Source organism: Agromyces seonyuensis (genome assembly GCF_009789225.1).
GTDB classification, from domain to species: Bacteria; Actinomycetota; Actinomycetes; order Actinomycetales; family Microbacteriaceae; genus Agromyces; species Agromyces seonyuensis.
This window is the reverse complement of record NZ_WSTA01000004.1, coordinates 1-24362: the sequence shown is the minus strand read 5'-3', so window position 1 is coordinate 24362 and position 24362 is coordinate 1. Positions and strand designations below refer to the sequence as shown.

Annotated in this window: 19 protein-coding genes; 8 read left to right on the top strand and 11 right to left on the bottom strand. The window is 73.3% G+C overall.

What is annotated here, in order from left to right:
• Positions 1-65 precede the first annotated feature (65 nt).
• Both GB864_RS01665 and GB864_RS01660 read right to left on the bottom strand, forming a co-directional pair.
• The gene (locus GB864_RS01665; RefSeq protein WP_160422584.1) at positions 66-884 is read right to left on the bottom strand and encodes an ABC transporter permease; all 819 of its coding nucleotides are present in this window, start codon (positions 882-884) and stop codon (positions 66-68) included.
• Positions 884-2092, bottom strand: a complete 1209-nt coding sequence (locus GB864_RS01660; RefSeq protein ID WP_160422582.1) for an ABC transporter ATP-binding protein — start codon at positions 2090-2092, stop codon at positions 884-886. Before GB864_RS01660 ends, GB864_RS01665 begins: the two co-directional genes overlap by 1 nt.
• A gap of 271 nt (positions 2093-2363) precedes the next feature.
• Here GB864_RS01660 and GB864_RS01655 point away from each other — a divergent pair, with 271 nt between their 5' ends.
• Positions 2364-3509, top strand: a complete 1146-nt coding sequence (locus tag GB864_RS01655) for a GNAT family N-acetyltransferase (RefSeq protein WP_160422580.1) — start codon at positions 2364-2366, stop codon at positions 3507-3509.
• 15 nt (positions 3510-3524) lie between these two features.
• Here the strand turns inward: GB864_RS01655 and GB864_RS01650 are convergent, their stop codons facing one another.
• On the bottom strand, positions 3525-4322 hold the full coding sequence (locus tag GB864_RS01650) for a polysaccharide deacetylase family protein (RefSeq protein ID WP_160422579.1): 798 nt from the start codon (positions 4320-4322) through the stop codon (positions 3525-3527).
• Positions 4319-5611, bottom strand: a complete 1293-nt coding sequence (locus tag GB864_RS01645) for a glycosyltransferase family 87 protein (RefSeq protein ID WP_160422577.1) — start codon at positions 5609-5611, stop codon at positions 4319-4321. The genes GB864_RS01650 and GB864_RS01645 overlap by 4 nt, the downstream gene beginning before the upstream one ends.
• Before the next feature lie 235 nt (positions 5612-5846).
• Between GB864_RS01645 and GB864_RS01640 the strand changes: the two genes are divergently transcribed.
• Both GB864_RS01640 and GB864_RS01635 read left to right on the top strand, forming a co-directional pair.
• Positions 5847-6968 (top strand): DegT/DnrJ/EryC1/StrS family aminotransferase, encoded by a 1122-nt coding sequence (locus GB864_RS01640; protein WP_160422575.1) that lies wholly within the window; start codon positions 5847-5849, stop codon positions 6966-6968.
• A complete protein-coding gene (locus tag GB864_RS01635) occupies positions 6965-7924 on the top strand; it encodes a Gfo/Idh/MocA family oxidoreductase (RefSeq protein ID WP_160422573.1) in 960 nt (319 codons plus the stop codon). Before GB864_RS01640 ends, GB864_RS01635 begins: the two co-directional genes overlap by 4 nt.
• 64 nt (positions 7925-7988) lie before the next feature.
• Here GB864_RS01635 and GB864_RS01630 read toward each other — a convergent pair whose 3' ends face one another.
• Complete coding sequence (locus GB864_RS01630; protein WP_160422568.1) at positions 7989-9020, bottom strand: glycosyltransferase family 2 protein; 1032 nt, start codon at positions 9018-9020, stop codon at positions 7989-7991.
• A 90-nt stretch (positions 9021-9110) separates the two neighbouring features.
• A complete protein-coding gene (locus GB864_RS01625; RefSeq protein WP_160422566.1) occupies positions 9111-10241 on the bottom strand; it encodes a glycosyltransferase in 1131 nt (376 codons plus the stop codon).
• 185 nt (positions 10242-10426) lie between these two features.
• Between GB864_RS01625 and GB864_RS18875 the strand changes: the two genes are divergently transcribed.
• From GB864_RS18875 to GB864_RS01605, 4 genes are all read left to right on the top strand, one after another.
• Positions 10427-11794, top strand: a complete 1368-nt coding sequence (locus GB864_RS18875; protein ID WP_160422564.1) for an O-antigen ligase family protein — start codon at positions 10427-10429, stop codon at positions 11792-11794.
• Positions 11791-12942, top strand: a complete 1152-nt coding sequence (locus GB864_RS18870) for a glycosyltransferase (protein ID WP_160422562.1) — start codon at positions 11791-11793, stop codon at positions 12940-12942. The genes GB864_RS18875 and GB864_RS18870 overlap by 4 nt, the downstream gene beginning before the upstream one ends.
• A gap of 19 nt (positions 12943-12961) precedes the next feature.
• Complete coding sequence (locus tag GB864_RS01610; protein ID WP_160422561.1) at positions 12962-17134, top strand: glycosyltransferase; 4173 nt, start codon at positions 12962-12964, stop codon at positions 17132-17134.
• A 162-nt stretch (positions 17135-17296) separates the two neighbouring features.
• Entirely contained in the window at positions 17297-18493 is a 1197-nt protein-coding gene (locus GB864_RS01605) for a glycosyltransferase (RefSeq protein ID WP_160422559.1), read from the top strand.
• A gap of 15 nt (positions 18494-18508) precedes the next feature.
• On the opposite strand, the gene GB864_RS01600 is transcribed toward GB864_RS01605, so the two are convergent.
• The 4 genes from GB864_RS01600 to GB864_RS01585 form a co-directional block, all read right to left on the bottom strand.
• A complete protein-coding gene (locus GB864_RS01600; RefSeq protein WP_160422557.1) occupies positions 18509-19129 on the bottom strand; it encodes an arsenate reductase/protein-tyrosine-phosphatase family protein in 621 nt (206 codons plus the stop codon).
• Positions 19123-20964, bottom strand: a complete 1842-nt coding sequence (locus GB864_RS01595) for a polysaccharide biosynthesis tyrosine autokinase (RefSeq protein WP_160422555.1) — start codon at positions 20962-20964, stop codon at positions 19123-19125. The genes GB864_RS01600 and GB864_RS01595 overlap by 7 nt, the downstream gene beginning before the upstream one ends.
• Before the next feature lie 93 nt (positions 20965-21057).
• Positions 21058-21660, bottom strand: a complete 603-nt coding sequence (locus tag GB864_RS01590; RefSeq protein WP_160422553.1) for a PadR family transcriptional regulator — start codon at positions 21658-21660, stop codon at positions 21058-21060.
• Positions 21657-22520 carry a DUF4097 family beta strand repeat-containing protein gene (locus tag GB864_RS01585; protein WP_160422551.1) on the bottom strand — a complete coding sequence of 288 codons (864 nt, stop codon included), beginning with the start codon at positions 22518-22520 and terminating at the stop codon, positions 21657-21659. Before GB864_RS01585 ends, GB864_RS01590 begins: the two co-directional genes overlap by 4 nt.
• A 143-nt stretch (positions 22521-22663) precedes the next feature.
• Between GB864_RS01585 and GB864_RS01580 the strand changes: the two genes are divergently transcribed.
• Positions 22664-23443: a MerR family transcriptional regulator gene (locus GB864_RS01580; RefSeq protein WP_160422549.1), complete on the top strand. Its 780-nt coding sequence runs from the start codon at positions 22664-22666 to the stop codon at positions 23441-23443.
• A 146-nt stretch (positions 23444-23589) separates the two neighbouring features.
• Here GB864_RS01580 and GB864_RS01575 read toward each other — a convergent pair whose 3' ends face one another.
• Entirely contained in the window at positions 23590-24015 is a 426-nt protein-coding gene (locus tag GB864_RS01575; protein WP_160422547.1) for an MmcQ/YjbR family DNA-binding protein, read from the bottom strand.
• Positions 24016-24362 lie beyond the last annotated feature (347 nt).

Below are 24362 nucleotides of genomic sequence, written 5' to 3'. Positions count from 1 at the left end.
CGGGGCGTTTCAGCGTATCCCGGGCGGGCACGCCGGGTGAGCCCCTGTTCGGGGGCGCGATCGGGTCAGATGACGTCGGCGAACGTGCGCTCGTACCGCTGGAACACGGTCAGGCCGAGGGCGAGCAGGAGCACCGCGAAGAGCGCGAATCCGCCCATCTGCCAGAGCGGCGGCGCGTCGAGCCCGAGCATCGACCAGCGGAAGGCCTCCATCATCCACGTGAGCGGGTTGAGCTCGAAGAGCCAGCGCAGGTCGGCCGGAGCGCCCTCGAGCGCGTAGGCGACCGGGGTCGCGTAGAAGAGGACCTGCACGACCCACGGCAGCACGTAGCCGACGTCGCGGTACTTCACCATGATCGCAGACGCCGCCATGCCGAGGCCGAGGCCCGCCATCAGCGCGAGCAGGGCCCAGACGGGGAACAGCAGCACGGGCCAGCCGGGGTTGACGCCGAAGACGAAGAGGAGCACGACGAAGAGACCGAGGCCCACCGCGGTGTCGAGCAGCACCGAGAGCACGGTCGAGGCCGGCACGAGCAGGCGTGGGAAGTAGACCTTCGAGACGAGCGCCTGGTTCGACACCAGTGAGGGGGCCGATCGGTCGATGACGCTCGCGAACAGGTTCCACGACAGCAGGCCCGCGAGGGAGAAGAGGAAGTAGGGCACCCCGCCGCTCGGCAGGCCCGCCACGCCGCCGAACACGAGCGAGAAGATGCCGGCGCCCACGAGCGGCTGGATGACGACCCAGGCAACGCCGACGACCGTCTGGCGGTAGCGCAGCAGGATGTCGCGCGTTCCGAAGCGCCAGAGCACCTCGCGAGCGCTCCAGATCTCGCGGAACGACGGCAGGCCGAGTCCCTTGGGCGGGGTGATGATCGTGCGGGCCATCAGTCGACCTCGAAGTCGAAATCGGCGAGGACGATGCCGTTGGCGGTCGCGTCCTCGGAGGTGAGCTCGGGGTAGGGGAGCGAGGGCAGCACGTCGAAGGCGGCCGCGCCCTCCCAGGCATCCAGGATGCCCATCTGGCAGACGTAGACGTCGACCGAGTAGGTGCCGGGCTTCAGCCAGAGGTTGCGGACCCGCAGCGTCACGTCGTGGGGGCGCGACGGGTCGAGCCAACGGCCGAGCAGGCGCGAATCGCACTGCGCGATGACGACGCCGTTCTGGTCGTTGATGTGGCACGAGAGGAAGTAGTCGCCGATGAGGTCGGGGGCCGCCGGCAGGGCCAGCTCGACGATGGTGTCGTCGGTCGGCGACTGGGTGAGCTCCCCGAGCGTCACGTCCTGGAGCCGCAGCTGGCCGGTGCCGGCCCGGTTGTCGGGCTCGCGCTGGGTCGCCTGGTAGCGCTCGAAGCTGCTGCGGTACACCTCGAGGGCCCCGTTGACGCTGCCCTGGTACTGGAGGGTGCCGCGGTCGAGGTAGATGGCCGAGGTGCAGAGGTTCGTCACCGTCTGCATCTGGTGGCTGACGTACAGGACGGTGCGGCCGTCCTTGGCGACGTCGCGCATCTTCGCGAGCGACTTCGCCTGGAACTCGGCGTCGCCGACGGCGAGCACCTCGTCGATCGCCAGGATCTCGGTGTCGAGGTGGGCCGCGACGGAGAACGCCAGCCGCACGTACATGCCCGAGGAGTAGCGCTTCACCGGGGTGTCGAGGAAGCGCTCGACGCCCGAGAAATCGACGATCTCGTCGAAGCGGCGGCGGATCTCGCCGCGGGTCATCCCGAGCAGCGCGCCGTTGAGGAAGATGTTCTCGCGACCGGTCAGCTCGGGGTGGAAGCCCGTGCCGACCTCGAGCAGCGAGCCGACGCGGCCGCCGAGGTCGATGCGGCCCGTCGTCGGCGCGGTGATGCGCGTGAGCAGCTTGAGCAGGGTCGACTTGCCGGCGCCGTTGCGGCCGATGATGCCGAGCGCCTCGCCCCAGGGCACCTCGAAGTCGACGTCCGACAGTGCGTCGAAGTGGTCGTACTCGGCGCGGGCGAACGGATGCTTGATCCGGTTCCACACCGCATCGGTGATGCGGTCGACGCCTGCCGAATTCCGGTTGAGCCGGTACGTCTTCGACAGGCCCTCGACGGTGATCGCGGTCTCGCGCATGTCGCTCGGGCTCCCGGGTGTTCTCGATCGCCCCCGGCGGGGTGCGACACCATGCGAGGCCGCACGGGACCCTCAAGCTACCACGCACCCCGGGCCCGGCAGGGGGCCCGGGAGGGGCCCCAATTCGGGTGGATGCGGGGCTCGTGCGGATCGGGGAGACTGGGACGGCCAGGGCGTCGTGGTGTTGGCGAACGAGACGTTGGAGGCTCCGGCCGATGGGCATGGTGACGACTGTCGGAACGAGCTGCGGGACGCTGGGCGGGATGCCCGCGTGAGCGCCCGGCTCGTGCCCCTCGCCGAGGTCGCCGACCGGGATGCCGCCCGTTGGGCCGAGCTCGCGGAGCGCTCGATCGACGCCCATCCCTTCTTCGAACCGCGCTTCCTCCTGACGTCCGCGCGGCACCGCGCCGAGGCGCGCGACCTCGCGGTGGTCTTCGCCGAGGACGGCGACGACCTCGTCGCGGTGCTGCCGATCGGCATCGAGTCGCGCATCGGCGGGCTGCCGATCCGCACGGTCTCGACGAACGGACCGTTCCTGCGCCGCTGGGCGGGCCGGCATCATCCGCTCGTCGACGCATCGTCGCCCGCCCGCGCGCTCGAGCTCCTGCTCGGCGGCATGCGCCGCCTGCGGCAGCCGGGGCTGCTCGACCTCTCCCGGTTCCCAGTCGACGGCCCGCTCGCCGAAGCGCTCGCCGCGGCGGCGCAATCGACGGGCGCGCGCGTCCTGGAGCGCGAGCGCGAGGAACGCGTCATCGCCCTCCCGGATGCCGCGGGCTCGACGCCCTGGGCGCGCACGGATGCGCCGGACTTCGTGCTGCCGCATCGCGGCGGGGAGGCGAAGCGCCGGATCCAGCGCGACGCGCGCGGGCTCGCGGCGCAGCTCGACGCCCCGCTCGAGCTCGACGACCGCGGCGCCGACCCGGCCGGTTCCGCCGCCGAGTTCCTCGACCTCGAGGACGAGGGCTGGAAGGGCGACGCGGCGCGCGGCGGCGAGGGCTTCCGGCTCACCGGGCAGGACGGCTGGTTCACCGAGATCCTCGCGGCGTTCGCCGCCGACGGCCGGCTGACCGTCAACGTCCTCGGCGGCGGCGGCACCGACGTGCACCTCTCCGTGAACCTGCGGTCGGCGTCGGCCGAGTTCGGCTTCGTCGACACCTTCGACCGGCGCTTCCACAAGTTCCGTCCCGGCGTCCTCGGCCGTGCCGCGGCGATGCACAAGATCCTTCGCACGCCCGGCACCGACTACTTCGACCCGTGCATCAACCCGAGCTTCGTCGAGAGCCAGCGCCTCTACCCCGGGATCCGGACGCAGGCGAGCCTGCTCGTCGCGTACGGCGGCGTCCGCTCCGCGGGGCTGCTCTCCGCGCTCCCCGCCGCCCGGCGCATCCGGGACCGCCTCGGCCGCCCGCGCGGCTGAGCGCTCGGTGGGCGGTCAGTCCGCCCGGCTGAACCGTGCGAGGCTGCGCACGTTCGAGTGGCGCTCGGACAGCCCGCCGACCGTGGCCGTGCCGTAGCCCGCCGCGGTCGCCGCGTCGAGGAGCCGGTCGAGCACCGCGACGCGGTCGAAGGCGGGCAGCGCCTCGTCCGGCCGGAGCGTCTCGGGGTCGCCGCGGTGATCGTGCAGCAGCAGGATCGCGCCCGGGTGCAGGGCGGCGATCGCGCGATCGGCGACGGCGTCCCCGTCGTCGTCGCGCCAGTCGACGGCGTCGGCCGACCAGATCACGACGTCGAGGCCGGACAGGCGCAGACCGAGCGCCTGCGCGGTCGTGTACTCGCCGAACGGCGGCCGGTAGCGGCGAACGCGGATGCCGGCGATCCGTTCGACCCGGCGGCGCGCCTCGCGCACCTTCCGGACGCCGGCCCAGGGCCCGTACTCCCGGAGGGAGCGGTGGTCGACGCCGTGGAGCGCGAGCTCGTGCCCCTCGTCGACGATGCGCCGGACGAGCTCCGGATGCTGCTCGGCCTGCTCGGCGAGCACGAAGAACGTCGCGACGGCACCGCGCTCCGCGAGCCGATCCAGCAGCCGCGGTGTGTCCGCGCCGGGTCCGTCGTCGTAGGTGACGGCGACGAGGTGCTCGTCCGTGTCGACGCAGAAGAGCGCGAGGGCGCGGGCGAGCACGCTCGGGATGCGGCCGCCGTAGAGGGCGAGGTCGGCGAAGCTCCCCGAGTTGCGGACCGCCGCGCCGTTCTCGAGGTCGCCGAGCCGCACGACCAGGGAGGCTGCGCTCACTCGACGCCGATCGGATGGGCCGCCGTGACGGCCTCGTCGGCGGAGGCCGTCGCGGCCGGTCCCTCGACGGGACGTCGGCGCAGACGGAGCCCGAGCGGATCGCGGCGCGCGGCGAGGAGCACCGACGCGGCGTACACGAGCACGGTGAGCGTGACGATGACGAACGAGGACACGAGCGGATCGCCGTCGTTCCCGAAGCGGAACGCGACGAGCCACCAGAGCGCCATGAGCCCGACGAGGGCCCACGAGTCCGGCTTCCGGCGCTCCGCGAGCGCGATGCCGAGCCAGTGCCAGAGGATCGGCAGCAGGATGAGCTGGTAGAAGTGGTGCGAGACGGGCAGCAGCAGCAGGGTCGCGGCGACGACGTTCCACATCGCCAAACCGGGTTCCCCGGGTCGCCGGAGCGCGAGGACGAGCAGCGCGAGGACGATCACGGCGAGCGTCCACGACACGATCCGTCCCGCGAGCGGCGCCGCGTCCGCCGCGACGGGGTCCGCGGAGCCGGCGAACAGCTCGCGTTCGAAGAACCAGACCGAGTAGATCTGCAAGGGCTGCTCGCGCAGGTCGAGCGTGCGCTGCACCCACTCGGCGATGCTGTTCGGTCCGTCGACGAGGATCATGATCCCGACGAAGACGACCGCCGTCCCGATGGCGCCGAGGAGTTCCTTGCGGCGGTTCGGGTTGTGCGCGCGGAGGATCCACAGACCGAACATGGCCGGCCACGTCTTCACGAGGGCGCCGAGCGCGAGCATCACGCCGGAGACCGCGGGCGTGCGGGCGGCGAAGAACACCGCGAGCGCCGTCGTGGCGAGCACCGGCAACTGGGACTGCCCATCGAGGAGTTCCCAGTTGACGACCTCGTTGTAGTCGAGCGTGACGATCCCGACCGCGGCGACGAGCACGCGCCCCCACGGGGTGAGCCGCGGCCACAAGGTGGCGGTGACGGCCGCGACGGCGACGACGCCGCAGAGCAGGCAGAATGCGGTCCAGATCTGGCCGAACAGGCCGAGCTGCAGGAACGGCATGAGCGCCCAGGCGACGAGGGGGGAGTAGGTATAGGAGCCGGTGAGGTAGCTGCCGCCGAGTGCGGCGGCGTCGTACGGGTCGCCCCCCGACGCCTCGAGCCGCGCGGCCTCGATGAAGATCTCGAGGCTGCCGTCGGTCGGGTCGGCGGCGATCGCCGCACTGTACTTGGTGATGAGCAGGATCGCGGTGAGCACGGCGACGCCAGCCCATGCTGCGACGATGAGCCAGCGTGATGCGGAGGACGTGCCTCGGAGCTCGGACATGGTTCGTCCTTCGTCAGACCGGGTCCGGTCTGACGGCCGAACGGTGGAACCGGCGGAGCCGGCTTCCGAATCGTACCCGGGCGCCCCTGCCCGGCCCAGCCCCCAGAACGGGGCGTCGGGTCCCCGGGGGACCCCCGGAAACGGGGCGCGCCGCGCGGCGCCCGCGTGGCACGATGGAGCGCACCGTGACCCCGATCGATGCCCGCGTGCTCTCGGCATCAGTGAGCGACCCAACATGACCCTGCAGCCGGACGCCCGCCAGTTCGACCTGATCCCCGTCGCCAAGCCCCTGATCGGCGAGGAGGAACGCGCCGCCGTCGACCGCGTCCTCGCCTCCGGCATGCTCGCGCAGGGCCCCGAGGTCGCGGCGTTCGAGCGGGAGTTCGCCGAGCGCTTCACGCCGGGCCGGCCGGTCGTCGCGGTCAACTCCGGGACCTCCGGCCTGCACCTGGGGCTGCTCGCGATCGGCATCGGGCCGGGCGACGAGGTCGTGGTGCCCTCGTTCACGTTCGCGGCGACGGCGAACGCCGTGGTGCTCGCGGGCGCGACGCCGGTCTTCGCGGACATCGACCCGGTCACGTTCTGCATCGACCCCGAGGCGGTCGCCGCGCTCCTGACGCCGCGCACCGCGGCGGTGGTGCCGGTGCACCTCTTCGGCCAGCCGGCCGACATGGCAGCGCTCGCCGCACTGCAGCGCGAGCACGGCTTCAGGGTCTTCGAGGATGCGGCGCAGGCCCACGGCGCGACCCTCGGCGGTGCCCCGGTCGGCACGTTCGGCGACGGCGGCATGTTCAGCCTCTACCCGACCAAGAACATGACCGCGGGCGAGGGCGGCATGGTGGTGCTCGCCGACGAGGAGTCGGCCCGCCGGGTACGGCTGCTGCGCAACCAGGGCATGGAGCGGCAGTACGAGAACGAGGTGGTCGGCTTCAACGCCCGCATGACCGACCTCCATGCGGCGATCGGGCGCGTGCAGCTCACGAAGGTGGATGCCTGGACCGCGCAGCGGCGCGCGAACGCCGCGTTCCTCGACGCCGCGCTCGCCGGGATCGTCACGACGCCCGCCGTGCGGCCGGAGGCGACGCACGTCTACCACCAGTACACGATCCGGGTGCCGGAGGACCGCGACGGGTTCGTCGCCGCGCTCCGGGAGGAGCACGGCGTCGGCAGCGGCGTCTACTACCCGATCCCGGCGCACCGGCTCCCTTCGCTCCGCGAGCACGCCGGTGCGGACCTGCCGCAGACCGACCTCGCCGCCGCCGAGGTCGTCTCCCTCCCGGTGCATCCTTCGGTCGGCGCCGACGATCTCGAGCGCATCGCGGCCGCGGTCGCCGCGGTCGCGGGGGCGGGCGCGTGAGCGCGCTCCGCGTCGCCCTCGTCGGCATCGGCGCGATGGGCCGGCATCACGCCCGGCTGCTGCGCGAGATCGACGGGCTCGAGCTCGTCGCGATCGTCGACCGCGGCGGCGATCCCTACGGCGTCGCGGGCGGGCTCGAGGTACTCGAGGAGGTCGACGACGCGCTCGCCGTCGGGATCGACGCGGCCGTGATCGCCGTGCCGACGGCCGCCCACGAGCCGGTCGGCCGGCAGTTCGCCGAGGCCGGCGTGCACTTCCTCGTCGAGAAGCCCGTCGCGGAGACCGTCGAAGGCGGGCTGCGGCTCGCCGCGGCGGCCGCAGCGACGGGCGTCGTCGGTGCGGTGGGCCATGTCGAGCGCTTCAACCCGGCGGTCGCGGCGCTGCGCTCCGAGCTCGCCGCGGGCCGCCTCGGCCGCATCACGCGCATCGAGGCGCGCCGCCAGTCGCCGTACCCCGCGCGCATCCGCGACGTCGGCGTCGGCAAGGACCTCTCCGTCCACGACCTCGACCTGGCCGCGTGGCTCGGCGGGGGTGCCTGGGGGCCGATCTCGGCACGGTCGTTGCGGGCGGCGGGACATCCGCACGAGGACGTGCTCGTCGTCGACGGTCTCCTCGGCGACGACGTGCGCGTGCAGGCGACGGCGAACTGGATCAGCCCCGTACGGGAACGGTTGCTGATCGTCACGGGCGAGCTGGGCGTGCTCGTGGCCGACACCGCGGCCGGCACGCTCGGCGTGCGCGCGGCGGACGGCCGCGCCACGAGCCCGCTGCCGGTCGGCGACGCCGAACCGCTGCGCGCGGAGCTGGAGGCGTTCCGCGACGCGATCGCGGGCTTCCCGAGCTCGATCGCGACGCTCGAGGAGGGAACCGCGGCGCTCGCCGCGGTCGAGGCGGCGCTCGAGTCCGCCCGCACCGGGCGCTCCGCGGTGCGCGCCGACGCGACCGTCGCCGGCTGAGCTCGGTTCACCGCTGCCGCCGCGAGGGGTCGCCCACGGTCCCGTCGACCGACGGGCTGGTCGTTCAGACGGTGCGCTCGGACCCGGCCGTGCGCCACGGGTCGGCGCGGAGCTCGCGCACCCGGGCGGCGATCGCGGGCGACGCGGGGATCTGCTCGACCGACTCGTCGACCTTGCCGAACGTGCGGCCCAGGCGGTGCGCGGTCTGCCAGGTGACGTCCGCGGCGAGCGAGCGGACGCGGCCCTCGCGGATGCGGCGGGCGATCGTGCGGGAGTAGCGGACGATCGGATTGGGACGCCGCTCGGCCTCCGCGGGAGGCGTGCTCGACGCGGCCGTGCCCGCCGCTGCGGGGGCCGCGGCCGCGTCGTCCGCGACGGCGGCGGCCACGAGCGCCCACCGACGGCGGAGGGTCGGCTGGTACGCGCCCCAGTGATAGCCCTGACGGGCGATCGAGCGCAGCGACTGCCGCGTGCGCACGTGGTACATGGTGTCGCAGATGACGAGCGGTGCGCCCGTGAGCTGCACGCGCCACGAGAAGTCCGCGTCCTCGCAGCTCTCGAGCGCCTCCTCGAACCCGCCGACCTCGAGGTAGAGGTCGCGGCGGATGCCGAAGTTGCCCGACCCGGTCGCGGCGAGGCCGGGCATCGCCGGGAGGGTGAAGACGAAGGGGCCGGCGTCGTTCCAGCTGACCGAGATGCTGCCCTCGGCGCGCAGGCGGTCGTACTCGACGTGCCCGCCGACGTAGGGCGTCGTGCGGAGCGCCTCGACGAAGGTCTCGAGCCAGTCGTCCGCGACGACGTCGTCGGCGTCGCAGTAGACGAGGAACTCGGCGCGGCTCGTGCGCGCGCCCGTGTTCATCGCCGCCGACGGACCGCGTCGGTGCGAGGCATCCACGATCGTCACCGGCGGCAGCCGGTCGCGCCACTCGTCGATCACGCCCGCCGTGTCGTCGCTGGAGCCGTTGTCGCACACGAGGATCTCCCACGGCGCATCGAGGCGCTGCGCGGCGAGGGCGGCGAGGGTCTCGCCGATCGTGCGCTCGGCGTTGTAGGCGGGGATGACGACCGAGACGAGCGGTGCGGGGGAATCGCCCATGCGTGGATCCTTCACATCGGGGCCGGGTTCGAGGTGGTCCCCATGGTAGAGGCGTCGTGCTCGTCGCCGCAGGACCGCGAACGGGGGCCGTCAGTCGACGGTGCGCACCCGTGCGGCCGACGTCGCGGCGGGGTCGGCGGCGGCGTCCTCGAGGTGCTTCGGCGCGTAGACGACGAGCGAGTGGAAGACGAACCGGACCACGAACGCGATGATGAGCGTGATCGCCGCTGCGAGCACCGAGGGGATGTGGGTCGCCTCGATGAGCAGCGACATGGCCGGGATGCGGATGACCGCCTCGGCGTTGTTGAAGGCGAAGGACTTCGCGAACCTCGACCACGTCGCGCTCGCGTGCGAACGGAGGTCCGCGAACACGAAGTGCTCGATGAGCAGGAAGTTGCCGATGATCGTGATCTCGCTCGCGATGATCGCCGCCCACAGGTAGTCCAGGCCGAGCGATTGGAGGCCGGCCATGATCAGCAGGTTCGCGACGGCGCCGATCGCGCCGATCACGGCGAACCCGGACATCCGGCCGAAGCGCAGCATCGTGAGCTGGAGCAGGAAGCGCAGTCCCTGGAGGAACGACGCCTTCGACCGGCCGGCGAAGCGCTCGGCGAAATCGAAGGGCACCTCGGCGACGCGGTAGCGGGCCCGGGCGAGGATCTCGAGCAGGATCTTGAACCCGCGCGGCTTCAGCGTCTCGGAGCGCACCGCGTCGCGGTCGACGAGGAAGAACCCGGTCATCGGGTCGGAGCAGGCGCGCAACCGCACCGGGAACATGGCCTTCGTGACGAGCGTCGACAGCCGGGAGACCGCCGTGCGCAGCCACCCGGCGAGGCCGGCGGACGTGCCCCCGGCGGCGTAGCGGGAGGCGACGACGACGTCGGCGTCGCCCTGGCCGGCGCGCTCGATGAGCCGGGGCAGCACCTCCGGCGGGTGCTGGAGGTCGCCGTCCATGACGACGCACCACTGGTTCCGCGCCGCGGCGAGCCCCTCGACCACGGCACCGCCGAGCCCGCCGTCGGGAGCATCCCGGTGGATGAGCCGGACCGGCGCCTCGGATTCCGCGGCGCACGCGGTCACGATCGCCGGGGTGTCGTCCGTGGAGTCGTCGACGAAGAGGACCTCGTACGAGTCGGCGGGCAGGACGGCCGCGATCCGACGCAGCAGCTCGGCGATGTTCGGGCCCTCATTGAACGTCGGGACGATGATCGAGACGTTCATGGGGCGGGTCCTTCGGAGCGGCAGGAGCCCGGACGGGACGGGCGCATGCCTTGAATCTAACCGCGGGAACCCCGGGACGCGACGTCGGAACGGGACATCTCCCCTGTTCTGGGGGCTGCCCGCGACGGGGTGCGACCCCGGATCTGGGGGAGCCGGGATCGACGGGCGCCCCCTATCATGGCCAGGTGCAGCGGGGATTCCGGGAGAAGCTCGCCCTCGTCCGCAGTCCGATCGCCCTTGCTGCGATGGTCGTGGGCGTCGGCGTCGTGCTCGGGTTCGTCAGCGCGCAGGCGCCCGACGTGGCCCTGCCCATCGCCCTCGTCGTGCTCCTCATCGGCGCGAGCGCCCTCGACCTGATGGTCATCCCCGTGCTGGCGCTCGGGGCGACTCTGGTGCAGGAACGCGTCGGCGGGGTGCTCAGCGTCTCCGACTTCGTGCTCGCCGCCGCCTTCGCGATCTGCATCTTCCTCCTGCGCGGCCGCGGGGGCATCGCCCTGCAGCCGCTCATCTGGGCCGGCACGGTCTACCTCGCGCTGACCGTCCCGACGCTCATCCTCAATCCCTACGACGCGAACCTCGTGGAGTGGCTCCACGAGGTCGTCCTCGTCCTCGGCAGCATGGTCGTCGGGTTCGCGCTCGGTCGCGAGGGCAAGGGGTCGCTGGCGATCACGATCTACTGCCTCGTGTGCGCCTCGATCGGCGTCGCCGCCGTCGTCGTCGCGCTCCCGTCCTTGTTCACGGTGCCCGTCTTCCTCCCGGGCCTCCACAAGAACACGATCGGCGGGATGCTCGCTGCGGCGCTCGTCATCGCGTGCGCCCGACCCGTGTGGTTGTCCTGGAGCCGGCGATTCGCCTACACGATCGCCGTGATCTGCGCGGGCGGCATCCTCGCGGCGCAGTCGCGTCAGGCCATCATCGGCGCCCTCGTCGGCATCTTCATCGTCGCGGCCCGACCCCGGCTCCGCGCCGTCAAGCGCGGGCGCGTGATCTTCCTCGTGCTCCTCGGCGCCGCGGCATCCGTCTTCGTGCTCGCCAACGTCAACGAGCAGCTCGCGTCCGGCAATCAGTACAACTCCGCGAACCAGCGCGTGAGCTGGTACGAGGAGTCGGTGCGGATCTGGATGACCTCGCCGCTCTTCGGCGTCGGCATGCGCTGGTGGTACACCGATCGCTTCCCCGAGAAGTTCCAGCCGCCGAACGCGGAGCTCGAAGTGCTCACGACGACGGGCGTCGTCGGGCTCATCGGCTTCCTCGTGATGTTCGCCGCGGCGGCCTGGCTGCTGCTGCGCATGGACCCGGTCTACGGCACCGTGGGCGTCGCGATCATCGCGACGAGGTTCGTGCAGGCGCAGTTCGACCTCTACTGGGTGGCCGGCCAGGCCTCGCTCCTCTGGATCATCGCGGGGATCTGCTACGGCGTCCGCGAGCGGGACCGCGCCCTCGGCATCGATCGCGTCGCGCTCGCCGAAGCGGCGGCGCAAGGACCGCCGACGGGACGACGACGGCCGATCGCGGCCCGAGCGGGACGACCGAGCGACGGCGCTTCGTCGTGATCCCGGTCATCCACGCGATCACCCCGGGCGACCACTACTCCCCGCGCACCGGTTCGGCGGTGCCGACCGTCGTCGACGGCCTCGCGCGCGCCGCGGAACGCGATCCCGACGGCGGTCGCCAGTCCGTGGCGATCGACGCGTCGACGTTCCGCCCGCGCTACCCGAGCGCCGAGATCGTCGAGTACGTCGGCACCGGCGCGCCGAGCGGCCGCGAGCGCGCGATCGAGCTCGGGCTCGCGCGCCTCGGCATGCCGCGCTCGGCGACCCGTCGGTACTGGGCGCCGCAGGCCGACGCCATCGCGGCCCGGCCGCCCTCGATCGTGCTCGCCCACAACGCGCCGATCCTGCCCGAACTCCTCCGCGGCACCGGTCACCGGGTCGTGCTCTACGCGCACAACGAGCTCCTGCGCACCATGAGCCGGGCCGAGATGCGACGCAGCCTCGGCGAGGTCGCCGCGATCGTCTGCGTCAGCGAGGCCCTCGCGGCGAGCTACCGCGCGCAGCTCCCGCCCGAGCTCGCCGAGCGCGTGCACGTCGTCGTCAACGGCGTGGATGCCGAGCGCTTCGCGCCTGCGGACGCGCGCCCGGTCGGCCCGCTCCGCGTGCGCTTCGTCGGGCGCATGATCCCCGACAAGGGCGCCGAGACCCTCGTGCGGGCGGCGCGCCGCCTCGACCGCGCCGACGTCGAGGTGGTCCTCGTGGGCAGCCGCGGATTCGCCGCGGGCGACGACCTCTCCGACTACGAACGCGGTCTCCGCGACCTCGCGGGCGATGCCCCGGGCATCCGGTTCGAACCGTTCGTCGACCGCGACGCGCTGCCCGCGCTGCTCGCGAGTGCCGACGTCTTCGTCGTGCCCTCGCAGTGGGCCGACCCGTGCCCGCTCACCATCGGCGAGGGGATGGCGAGCGGCGCGGCCGTGGTCGCAAGCCGGGTCGGCGGCATCCCCGAGCTGCTCGGCGACGCGGGCGTGCTCGTCGAGCCGGGCGACGCCGACGCCCTCGCCGACGTCATCGCCGGACTCGCCGACGACCGGGAGCGCCTGGGCGCGCTGCAGCGCGCGGCGCGCGAGCGAGCGCTCGCCCACGACTGGGGGTGGTCGTGGACGACGCTGCGCGGCATCCTCGAGTCGGCCCTCGACCCCGCCTGAGCCCGAACGGAGCCGCCGAATGACCGACCCGCGTCGCCTGCGCGTCCTGCGGATCGCCCACCACGCCGTCGTCGACGCGTGGCGCGAGCGCGAGCGCGAGCTCCGCCGCCAGGGGCTCGAAGTGGCGCTCGTGTCGTCGAAGCGGTGGAACGAGGGCGGCCGCGACCTCGATCTCCGCCCCGGCGGCGACGCGCGGTGGGTGCGCGGGGCGCGCACGTTCGGCCGGCATCCGAGCGTCTTCCTCTACGACCCGCGACCGATCTGGCGCGCCCTCGCCGGACGTCCCGACGTCGTCGACCTGCACGAGGAGCCGAACTCGCTCGCGGTCGCCGAGGTGCGCCTGCTCATGCGCCTGCGCGGCATCCGGGCGCCGTTCGTCATGTACTCGGCGCAGAACCTCGCGAAGCGTTATCCGGTGCCGTTCCGCTGGTTCGAGCGGTCAGCACTCCGTCACGGGGCGGGCGCGTACGTCTGCAACGCGGAGGCGGGACGCATCCTGACCGAGAAGGGGCTGGCAGGACCCGCGCGGCTCATCCCCCTCGGCGTCGACGTCGACGTCTTCACGCCCGCCGACCGCGACGCGCCGGGCGAGGATGCCGTGGTCGGCTACGTCGGGCGCCTCGAGGCGCACAAGGGGGTCGACGTGCTGCTGCGCGCGATCGCGCTGCGGCCGGGTCGCCGCCTCGTCATCACGGGCGACGGGCCGGAGCGCCCCGCACTCGAGCGGCTCGCCGCGGACCTCGGCATCGCCGAGAGGGTGGAGTTCGCCGGCTTCGCCGCCGACGGTGCACTCGCCGATCGCTACCGCGCCCTCGACGTCGTCGCCGTGCCGAGCCTGCCGACCCCGACCTGGCTCGAGCAGTTCTGCCGGGTGGCGGTCGAGGCCATGGCGTCGGGCGTGCCCGTCGTGGGCAGCGATTCGGGTGCGATCCCGGACGTCGTGGGGACGGCGGGCGTGATCGTCCCGCCCGGTGATCCGGAGGCGCTCGCCGCGGGGCTCGACGAGGCGCTCGCCCGATGGTCGGAGCTTCGCGCGGCCGGGACGGCGCACGCCGCGGACTTCACCTGGGAGTCGGTCGCCGCGGAGCAGGCCGCGCTCTACCGCACGGTGCTCGGCACCGACGATGCGGCGGCCGACGTCCCGCCTCGCATCGTCGTGGTCGCCTACGGCCCGCCGGACGAGCTCGACGGCTGCCTCGCCGCCCTCGACGGCGCCTTCGAGGTGCTCGTCGTCGACAACTCCTCGGAGCCGCGCACCCGAACCGTCGCCGAGGCGCACGGGGCGCGCTACCTCGACGCGGGCGGCAATCGCGGATTCGCGGGCGGCGTGAACCTCGGCCTCGCAGAACTCAGCGGGGCGACGGGGCTCGGCGGGGACGTTATGCTGCTGAACCCCGATGCCCGGATCGGACCCGACGACGTGCGGCGCATGCACGCGGCGCTCCGCGCGGCGCCGCGCACCGCCGCGGTGGGCGCCGAGCAGACCGTCGCCGCGACGGGCGAGCCGGTGCGGGTGCGCTGGCCGTTCCCCACCCCGCTCGGCGCGTGGATCGAGGCCTTCGGGCTCGGCGGGCTGCGTCGGCGATGGGGCTTCGCGATCGGTTCGGCCCTGCTCCTGCGCGCCGAGGCGGTCGACGCCCTCGGCGGACTCGACGAGCGGTTCTTCCTGTACTCCGAGGAGACCGACTGGCAGTACCGCGCGCGCCGCGCCGGCTGGCGCATCGACGTCGTGCCGACGTCGGCGACCCACGAGGGCGCGGGCACCGGCGGCGATCCGGCGGTCCGCGAACGGCATTTCTACGCGAGCGCCGAGCGCTACCAGCGCAAGCACTACGGCGCCGCGGGCTGGCAGGCGTACCGGCTCGCCAACCTCCTCGGCGCGGCCGCGCGCGCACTCGTGCTGCCGGGCGAGCGCGGCGCCGAGGCCCGTCGTCGCCGCGACCTCTTCGCCCGCGGTCCCGTCGCGGCCCTCGAGGACGCCGAACGCGCCGCCCGTCTCGCGGCGGAGACTGCTCCCGGCCGCCCGCGCACCGCGCACGTCGTCGTCACCGACGCCTTCGCCGGCACCGAGCGGTACGTACTCGGCGTGGCGCTCGCTCAGCGCGCCGCCGGCCACGACGTCGCGGTCGTCGGCGGTGAGGAACGGCGGATGCGGGGGCCGCTCGAGGCGGCGGGCGTCCGCTGGCTCCCCGGTGCGACGCTCCCGGCCGCGAACGCCGCGCTCGGCCGCCTCGGCGGGCTCGACCTGCTCGTCTCCCACATGACCGCCGCCGACCTCGTCGCCTGCCGTTTCGGTGCACGTCGCGGCATCCCGGTGGTGAGCGTGCGCCACTTCGCGGCGACGCGGGGATCGAACGCGCTCGGTCGGATCGCCGGTCGGTGGATCGCCGGCCGGCTCGCGGGGCAGATCGCGGGCGCGCGGTTCATCGCCGACCGCGTCGAAGGAGCGTCCCGTGTCATCGCGCCGGGCGTGCCGTCGCTCGACGACGACGGCGAGCGGCGCTCGGCGAGCGTGCTCGTCGCGCAGCGCTTCGAGGCGGAGAAGCGCACCGCGCTCGCGCTCGAAGCCTGGGCGCTCGTCGCGGACCGCGGCGAGTGGCGGCTCGTGCTCGCAGGCGATGGCGCCGAGCGTGCGGCGCTCGGCGAGCTCGCCGACCGGCTCGGCATCGCCGGCTCCGTCGACTTCGTCGGATTCCAGGCCGACATGGATACCCGCTTCCGCGAAGCCTCCGTGTTCCTCGCGACGGCGCCCGCCGAGCCCTTCGGGTTCTCGGTGCTCGAGGCGATGTCGCACGGGCTCCCGGTCGTCGCCGCCGCGGGCGGCGGTCACCTCGAGACTGCGGGCTCGGCGGGCGACGCCGCGGCGCTGTTCGCACCGGACGACGCCGTCGCCGCGGCCCGCGCCCTCGAGCGGCTCATCGGCTCCGCACCGGCGCGCGACGCCGCGGGCGCCGCACTCCGCGAACGCCAGCGCGAGGCCTTCGACGCCCGCCGCCAGGGCGAGCGACTGGCCGAGGCGCTCGCCGGGTTCGCCCGCACCGAGCCAGATGCCGTCGGGCGTCTCCTCGTCGTCGTCTCGCTCGAGGCGTGGGACGAGGTCTGGCGACGCAACCAGTACCTCGTCGACGGGCTGCTGCGCGCCGACCCCGACCTCTCGGTGCTCTTCGTCGAGCCGCCGGTCGACCCCGCGCACGACGCCCGGTCCGGCCGTCGTCCCCGCACGGGGAGCGGCGTGCGGTCGATCCCCGGTTACGCCGGGCGTCTGCGCGCGTTCGAGCCCACGAAGTGGCTGCCGCGCGCGGCCGGCCCGCTCGCCGACCGCCTGCTGCGCCGTTCGGTCCGCCGCGTCGTCCGCCGCCTCGGGGCGGTACGGCCCCTGCTCTGGATCAACGACCCGCGCTGGGCCGGGCTGCGGGCCGAGACCGGTTGGTCGACGCTCTACGACGTGACCGACGACTGGACCCTCGCCGATCGGCCGCCGCGCGAGCGCGCCCGACTGCTCGACGGCGACGCGGCGCTCGTCGCGGAGGCCGAGGCGGTCGTCGTCTGCTCGCCCGCGCTCGTCGCGAGCAAGGGCGCATCCCGGCCGGTGCGGCTCATCGCCAACGCCGTCGACCTCGCACGCGCCCGCACGCCGCATTCCCGCCCGGCCGACCTGCCGGACGGGCCCGTCGCCCTGTATGCGGGGACCCTGCACGAGGACCGGCTCGACGTCGACCTGGTCGTGGAGACCGGTCGCGCGCTCGCTGCGGCCGGCGCGCTTCTGGTGCTGCTCGGCCCCGTCGCCCTCGGCGAGGCGAACCGGGCACGGCTCGAGGTCGAGGCCGGCATCCGGCTCCTCGGGTCGCGGCCCGGATCCGCCGTGGCGGCGTACCTGCAGCACGCCGAGGTGCTCGTCGTGCCGCACCTCGTCGACGAGTTCACGGGCAGCCTCGACCCGATCAAGCGCTACGAGTACCGCGCCGCCGGACGACCGGTCGTGGCGGCACCGGTCGCGGGCTTCGTCGAGGCCGACGGGGAGCCCGGTCTCGTCGTCGCATCGGGGGACGGGTTCACGTCGGCAGTGGTGCGGTCGGCGCTCGCGGGGACGCCGTCGCTCGAGTTCGACGACGTCCCGGACTGGTCCGAACGGGCCGCCGCGATGGCGGCCGTCCTGGGCGAAATCGAGGGGGCTCGCGGGGTCGTATCCTGATCCGCGGCCGAGTGCATCCCGCATCCCGGCTGGATGCCCCCCGAACGAGTGTCACCCGAACTGGGAATCCTGCCAGGCGCTGATCGCTGCGTAGCCTCTCGAACGTGAGATCCGCTCAGTCCCGGTGGATCGCGCTCGCACCGACCCCCTGAAAGCAGGCTGATGAGCGGCCTCATCGTCCATGAATGGCTCGAGCCGCGCGGCGGTGCGGAACGCGTGCTGCACGGCCTCGCCGACGCCTTCCCCGACGCCCCCGTCCTCTGCGCGTGGGACGACGTCGACGACCGTTTCGCGCCCGGCCGGCTCCATCAGACGTGGCTCGCCAAGACGCCGCTGCGCCGCCGCAAGGCGCTCGCGATGCCGTTCATGCTCGGCGCCTGGCGCGGGATCGACGTCCACCCCGACGCCGACTGGCTGCTCGTGTCGAGCCACCTCTTCGCGCACCACGCGACGCTCGCGGATCGGGACGTGCCCAAGTTCGTGTACGCGCACACCCCCGCCCGCTACATCTGGGAGCCCGACCTCGACGGCCGCGGCAGCGGCGTCGTCGGCCGCGCGGTGTCGCCGTCCCTGCGACGCATCGACCGCGCCCGGGCCCAGGAGGCGACGTCGATCGCCGCGAACAGCCGCTTCGTCGCCGAGCGGATCGCCCGTGCCTGGGGACGTGAGAGCACCGTCATCCACCCGCCGGTCGACGTCGCCGCGATCGCCGGCGCGCGAGAGACCCTCAGCCTCCGGGACGAGGCGACCCTCGCCGCACTGCCGGACTCCTTCGTGCTCGGCGCCTCGCGCTTCGTCCCCTACAAGCGGCTCGACCTCGTGATCGAGGCGGGCCGTGCGGCGGGCCTGCCGGTCGTCCTCGCCGGTGACGGACCCGACCGACCCCGGCTCGAGGCGGTCGCAGCCACGCATCCCGGTGCGGTCTTCTTCGTGGACCGGCCCTCGGACGCCCTGCTCCACGAGCTCTACCGCCGCGCACTCGTCTACGTGTTCGCGCCGATCGAGGACTTCGGCATCATGCCGGTCGAGGCGCTCGCGGCCGGAACGCCGGTGATCACGAACCCCGTGGGCGGCGCCGCGGAGACGGTGCAGGACGGGCTCACCGGAGCGCACCTGCGCGGCGAGGACGCCGGCGAGCTCCGCCGCGCGATCGAGGTCGCCGCGACAGCCGACCCTGCCGCGTGCCGAGCGCGGGCGTGGGAGTTCGACGGCAGCGGATTCGGCGCGAAGATCGCCTCGTGGATGGGCGTCGCCGCTTCGCCGGTCGCGGCAGCGACGGAGGTCACGGGTGCCGCGGTGCACCTGCCCGCGGAGCGCACCGAGCCGGCGATCGCGGACGACCCGAGCGCCGCCGCCTGAGCGGCAGCCCGACGCTCAGACCCGGCGTCGGCGCCCGCGACGCGGGGCGACGAAGGCGAGGAGCCGGTCGACGTGGTCCTCGAGCTCTTCGGCGACCTGCCGCCAGACCTTCACCGGTTGGTCGACCGGGTCGACGATCTCGTCGACGGGATCGGAGCCGAGCAGCTCGGTGCGCTGGCGGTCCGCCGCCGCGGCGTCGATCCATCCCGAGAGGTCCGCATGCTTCGGGAAGCGGCGGCCGTCGGCCCATCGCGTGAACTGCTTGAGCGTGAAGACCCGCGGCCAGAGTTCCGGGCTCTCCGCGAGGATCTCCCGGGCCTGTTCGCGCGTCATCGTGAGCACGAGGTCGTAGTGGGCGACCTCGGCCCGGTCGTAACGCCGGCTGCGATGCTCGCTGAGGTCGAGGCCCGATTCGGCGGCCACCTCGAGCCCGGTGCGCGGCATCGGGGCGCCGCCGCGCAGCAGGCCCGCCGAGTCGAACTCGACGGGCATGCCCTCGGCGTGCGCCTCGGCGATCGCGCGGGCGAGGGGAGAGCGGCACTGGTTGGCCGTGCAGACGAAGAGGATGACGGGGCGCGCGGGGACCGGGACGCGGGCCTCCCCGCGCCTCGATCGCCCGCCGCCGGCGTTCACCACGTGCGACGGAGCGCCTGGCCGTCCTGGCTGCGGTCGTCACCCGAACCCTCGGGTTCCGAGAACGGGCTGCGCGAGCTCGATCGATCCGATCCCGGACGATCGCTGCCCGACCGGACCGTGCCCGGCCGGCCGGTGCCGCCGCGTTCGGCGCTCGTGCGGCCCGGGCCCGACGGACGGGAGTCCTTCGGCGCGGACGACTTCGGCGGCGTGGGGGCGGCCGTCGTCTCCGACTCGGGCTCTTCGGGGAGCGCGTCGTGCTCGTCGATCTCGGGTTCCGGTGCGGTCGCGGCCTGCGCCATCGCCGCACGGCGGTCGCCGGCGGTCTGGCTGCGTTGCACGTAGTACGGCGAGTACGACTTCGGGACGCGCCGCTTGGCGCGGTTGACCACGACGCCGAGCAGCGGCGCCCCGTTCGCCTGCAGCGTGTCGACGGTGCGGGTCAGGTGAGCCCGATCCGTGCGGCGGACCGAGGCGATGACGAGCACGCCGTCCGCGTGGCCGGCGAAGAGGCTCGCGTCCGTGATCGCCATCGCCGGCGGCGAGTCGACGATGACGATGTCCGCGGCCTCGCGCAGGGCGGCGAACACGGTCGAGAGGTCGGGACCGGCCAGGAGATCGGCGGGGTCGATCGGCTCGGCGCCGGGCGGCAGGATCAGCAGGTTGGGGTGCCCGCTCGGCGCGAGGAGCTTGAGCACGGCCTCGCCCGTGAGGGGTTCGTCCCGCAGTTCGGGGTCGAGCAGGTCGGCGAGTCCCTCGAGCCCGGAGACCACCGAGAAGTACTCGTCGAGTGCGGGACGGCGCAGGTCGCCGGCGACCAGCACGACCTTGCGGCCGGCGCGGGCCCAGGCGAGCGCGAGGTTCGCGGCGATGAAGGTCTTGCCGTCGCCGGGCTCGACGCTCGTGATGACGAGGATGCCGCGTCGGCGCGGCAGCACCACCTGGAGCGACGTGCGCAGGGCGCGCAGATCTTCGCTGATGGCGGTTCGTCGTCGGCTCGCGGCGGGCAGCCGCTCCTGGGCGCGCGCCACACCGCGGTCGAGGCTCAGGACGCCGATCGACGGTAGCGACGTCAGGTCCTCGATCTCCTCTTCGCCGCGCAGTCGGTTGTCGAACTGGTCGCGGGCGAGGGCGATGCCGATCGCGGCGATGAGGCTCGCGGCGAAGGCGATGAGGATGATCGTGAGCGGCGAGGTGCCGAGACGCACGCCGGGCTCCGCCGCGAACAGCGTCTTGGTGGGCGGCGGGTCGGCCGTGAGGTCGGTGACCTGCTGCTTCGCGGTCTGGTTCGCGCCGATCGCGGTGACGAGCTGCGTCTGGGCGATGGCGCTGTCCGGTGCGGCCGTCGCAGCCTTCTCGGCGTCGATCGCGGCCTGCTGCGCCGCGGCCTGCTGCTCTTGGAGCACCGTGAGCACGCGCGCCGTCTCGGACTGCAGGTACTCGTCGTACGACTTCGCGATCGTGTCCGCGCGGGCGCGCGAGGCGGCGGGGGAGTCGGCGGTCGTCTCGATGGTGATGATCGCGGACAACGTGTCGCCGAGCGTCACCGTCGTCGTCGAGGCGAGCTCGCGCTGCGGGACGCCGAGGGCGTCGGAGGCCGGACCGAGTACGAGGTCGGTCGTGATCACGGTCGGATCGACGTCGACGACGACGCCGTACAACTCGCTGGATTCGGCGGCATCGGCCATCGTGGAACTGAGGCGGATCGTGGTCGAGGACGAGTAGACCGCCTGCTCCTGGCTCACCACGTACCACGAGACTCCGACGGAGACCGCGACGATCGCGAGGACCATCCACTTCGCGCGCCAGATCACGGCGAGAATCTGCTTGAGCGTCACTGGTTCCCTCGGTGCTATCCGGGCTCGTTCCGGGTGCCTGACAGACTACCTTTCCCCGCGGCGGGCGGGCGTGCCCCGGTCGGGGGGCGCCCGTCAGCCGTTGATCCGCGCGAGCACGTCGCGGCGCACTTCGTCGAGGCGCACGCGCAGCAACTCGACCGCGTCCTCCGGGATGCCCCGTCGCGCGCGGGTCCGCAGGTCGGTGCGGAGCCGCTGCCGGAACGCCCCGAGCACGAGCTCGGCCTCCTCGAAGGCCCGCCCCGAGGCATCCCGCTGCTCCTTCGGCGGCGGCGCCGACGGGGTCTTGCGCGCCTCGCGCGCCGCGGTGGCGAGTTCCGCACGGAGGGTGCGCATCGCATCCTCGACCCCGGCTCGGACGCCGTCGGCCAGGCGCCGGACGGAGTCGTCGACCTCGTCCTCGATGGCGTCGAGCTCGTGCCGGCGTGCGTCGAGCTCGGCACGGCCGGCGTCCGTGATCGTGTAGACGGACTTGCGGCCGTCGGCGCTCTTGGCGACGAGCCCCTCCGCCTCGAGCTTCGCGAGCCGGGGGTAGATCGTGCCGGCGCTCGGGGAGTAAGTGCCGCCGAACCGGTCGGAGAGCGCCTGGATGAGCTCGTACCCGTGCCGGGGTCGCTCCTCGAGCAGGCTCAGCAGGTAGAGGCGGAGGCTGCCGTGCGCGAAGACCGGCGGGGTCATGCGCCCGCTCCGGCGCCCGAATCGGCGGATGCCTCGCGCGCCGAGTCCGTGGGCGCCGTCCGGCGCAGGACGGAGACCTTGCCGGAGACCGAGTTGGCCCCGAGGTCGAGCCACTGCCCGTCGAGGTTGCCGACCGTGCGTTCGAAGCCCTGGCCGAGGTTGCCCTTGATGGTGAGGTCGTCGAGCACGATGAGGCCGGAGATGGTGTTGACGCGGTAGCGCGCGCCGCCGCTCGTGCCGTCGAAGCGCACGGTGAGGTCGCCCGAGACCGTGTTGGTGTCGATGCGGTCGGGCACGCCCGAGGCGTCGACGATCATGTCGCCGGAGACGGTGTCGACGCTGAGCTTGGTCACGTCGCCCGAGACGACGACGTCGCCCGAGACGCTGTGCACGTTGACGCCGCCGTCGTGGTGGGAGACCGAGAGCTCGCCGGACACGCTGTTGAGGTCGACGTCGCCGACGTGGGAGTCGAGGACGAGGTCGCCCGAGACGGTCGAGAGCTTCGCGGACCCCGTGAAGCCGGAGATGAGGCCGTCGGCCGAGACCATGCCGAACTTCAGGGCGACCGAACGCGGGGCCAGGATCGAGACGGTCGCGCGGGCGTTGCCGCGGAAGCCCTTGAAGACGTCGATCCAGTTGTCCCAGCGCAGCTGGGGGTGGTCGATCTCGAGACGGTCGCCGTCGATCTTGATCTCGAGGTCCTTGCCGGTCACCTCGTCGACGACGATGCGGGCGCCGGGTTCGTCGTGGGCGATGACGTCCACCTTGCCGCCGATGAGGGAGACCTTGAGCGAGCGGACGAGCTCGAGGTCGATGACCTTCGTCTGGCCGGGGGTGATGAGCCACTTCTCGATGGCCATGGCATGCTCCTTGAGGATCGAGTTATATCGCGTTGACGCAATGTCACGATATATCGCGAGTCTGGCGTATCGCAACCGCTCGGGACGAACGGCTCGTGGCAGCGCTTGACCTTGACGTGGCGTCAACTCCTAGCGTGGACACCATGAACGGACGAACGAGCACCGACTGGTCGATCCAGGAGGTCGCGCGCCTCGCGGGCACGACGAGCCGCACCCTCCGCCACTACGGCGACCTGGGCCTGCTGCCGCCGAGCCGCGTCGCGGCCAACGGCTATCGCCACTACGACGAGGACGCCCTCGTGCGGCTGCAGCGCATCCTGCTGCTGCGCGATCTCGGCCTCGGACTCGGCGACATCGCCGACGTCCTCGACACCGAGGCCTCGGCGCCCGTCGCGCTCCGTTCCCATCTGCGCTCGCTCGAACGCGAGCGCGAACGACTCGGCCGCCAGATCGCGGCGGTCGAGCGCACCATCACCGCACTCGACGAAGGAGCAGGGCTCATGGAGGCCGACATGTTCGACGGATTCGATCACACGCAGTACGAGGAGGAGGTCGCCGAGCGCTGGGGGGCCGACGCCTACCGCTCGAGCGACGCCTGGTGGCGAGGGCTCGGCGCGGAGGGCCAGGCCGAATGGAAGGCGCGCGCCGACCGGCTCGCGACCGACTGGCAGGAAGCGGCCGCCGCCGGCATCGACCCGGCGTCGACCTCGGCGCAGGAGCTCGCCGCGCGGCACGCCGCGTGGCTCGGCGCGATCCCCGGCACACCGGGATCCGAACTGGGACGGCCGCAGCGCGGCTACCTCGAAGGGCTCGCGGAGATGTACGTCGCCGACGAGCGCTTCGCCGCGAACTACGGCGGCGTCGACGGTGCGACCTTCGTGCGCGACGCGCTCCTCGTCTACGCGGCGGGGCTTGAGCAGTAGGTTCGCGCCCCTCACCCGCACGGCGCGCGAGAGCGGAGTGCGAGCCCGGGGCGGATGACCGCCGGCGTGGATGACGACCGGGCCCGCGGGGTGCGGATGACGGCGGGCGCGGATGACCGTCGGGCCGCTCCCCGGAGGCGACGTCCTCAGGGCTCGCGGTCCTCGGCGTTCCCCTGACCCGCGAGCCACGCGGCACCGACCCGGGCCGGCACGCGCGTGAGCCACGCCTCGACGATCACCTCGCGCAGCTGCGCCGGGTCGACGGTGTCGAGGATCACGAGCACCGCCGGGTAGCCCGTGAAGTGCGGGATGGTGAAGAACGCCTCGGGGAACGTCTCCACCAAGGCGGCCGCCGACTCGACGCCGTCGGTTCGCGCGCCGGCGACGTGCCCGTCGGGCCAGCTCCGACCGAGTTCGGCGAGCTGCTCGAGATCGGTCCGACCGGGGCCGCGCTCCCACACGACCATCCCGCGGGCCGTCCGCCAGGCCGCACCGCCGCGGTGGCCCTCGACTCCCTCGGTCACGCCGGGGAGGGAGAGTGCGATGTCCCGGACGTCGTCGAAGGTCGGCATCCCGTCAGTGTGCTCTGCTGACCGGCTGCCCACCAGGGACGGCGAGGCGGCCGGCCCGCTCGGATCGCTCGCCCGCGACGGCCCCGTTCGCGACGGCACCGTTCGCGACGGCGCTGGTCGCGATCAGACCGGTCGCGGAGCGCGTCCGCGCGGTCGATTCGGGCGTGGTCGGGGGTTTGGGTGGGGTGCTGGGGTGCGACACGCCCGGGGTGTGGGCTGGGTTTGCGGGGTGGGCGGGTTCGGCGTAATGTTTTCCCTCGTTGCCCCGGAGGCGCAGGAAGCGGAAAACGCGGACTGGAACCCCGGGTGCAACCGCCTGGATCCCTGGTTTTGCGGGGGTTCGGAAG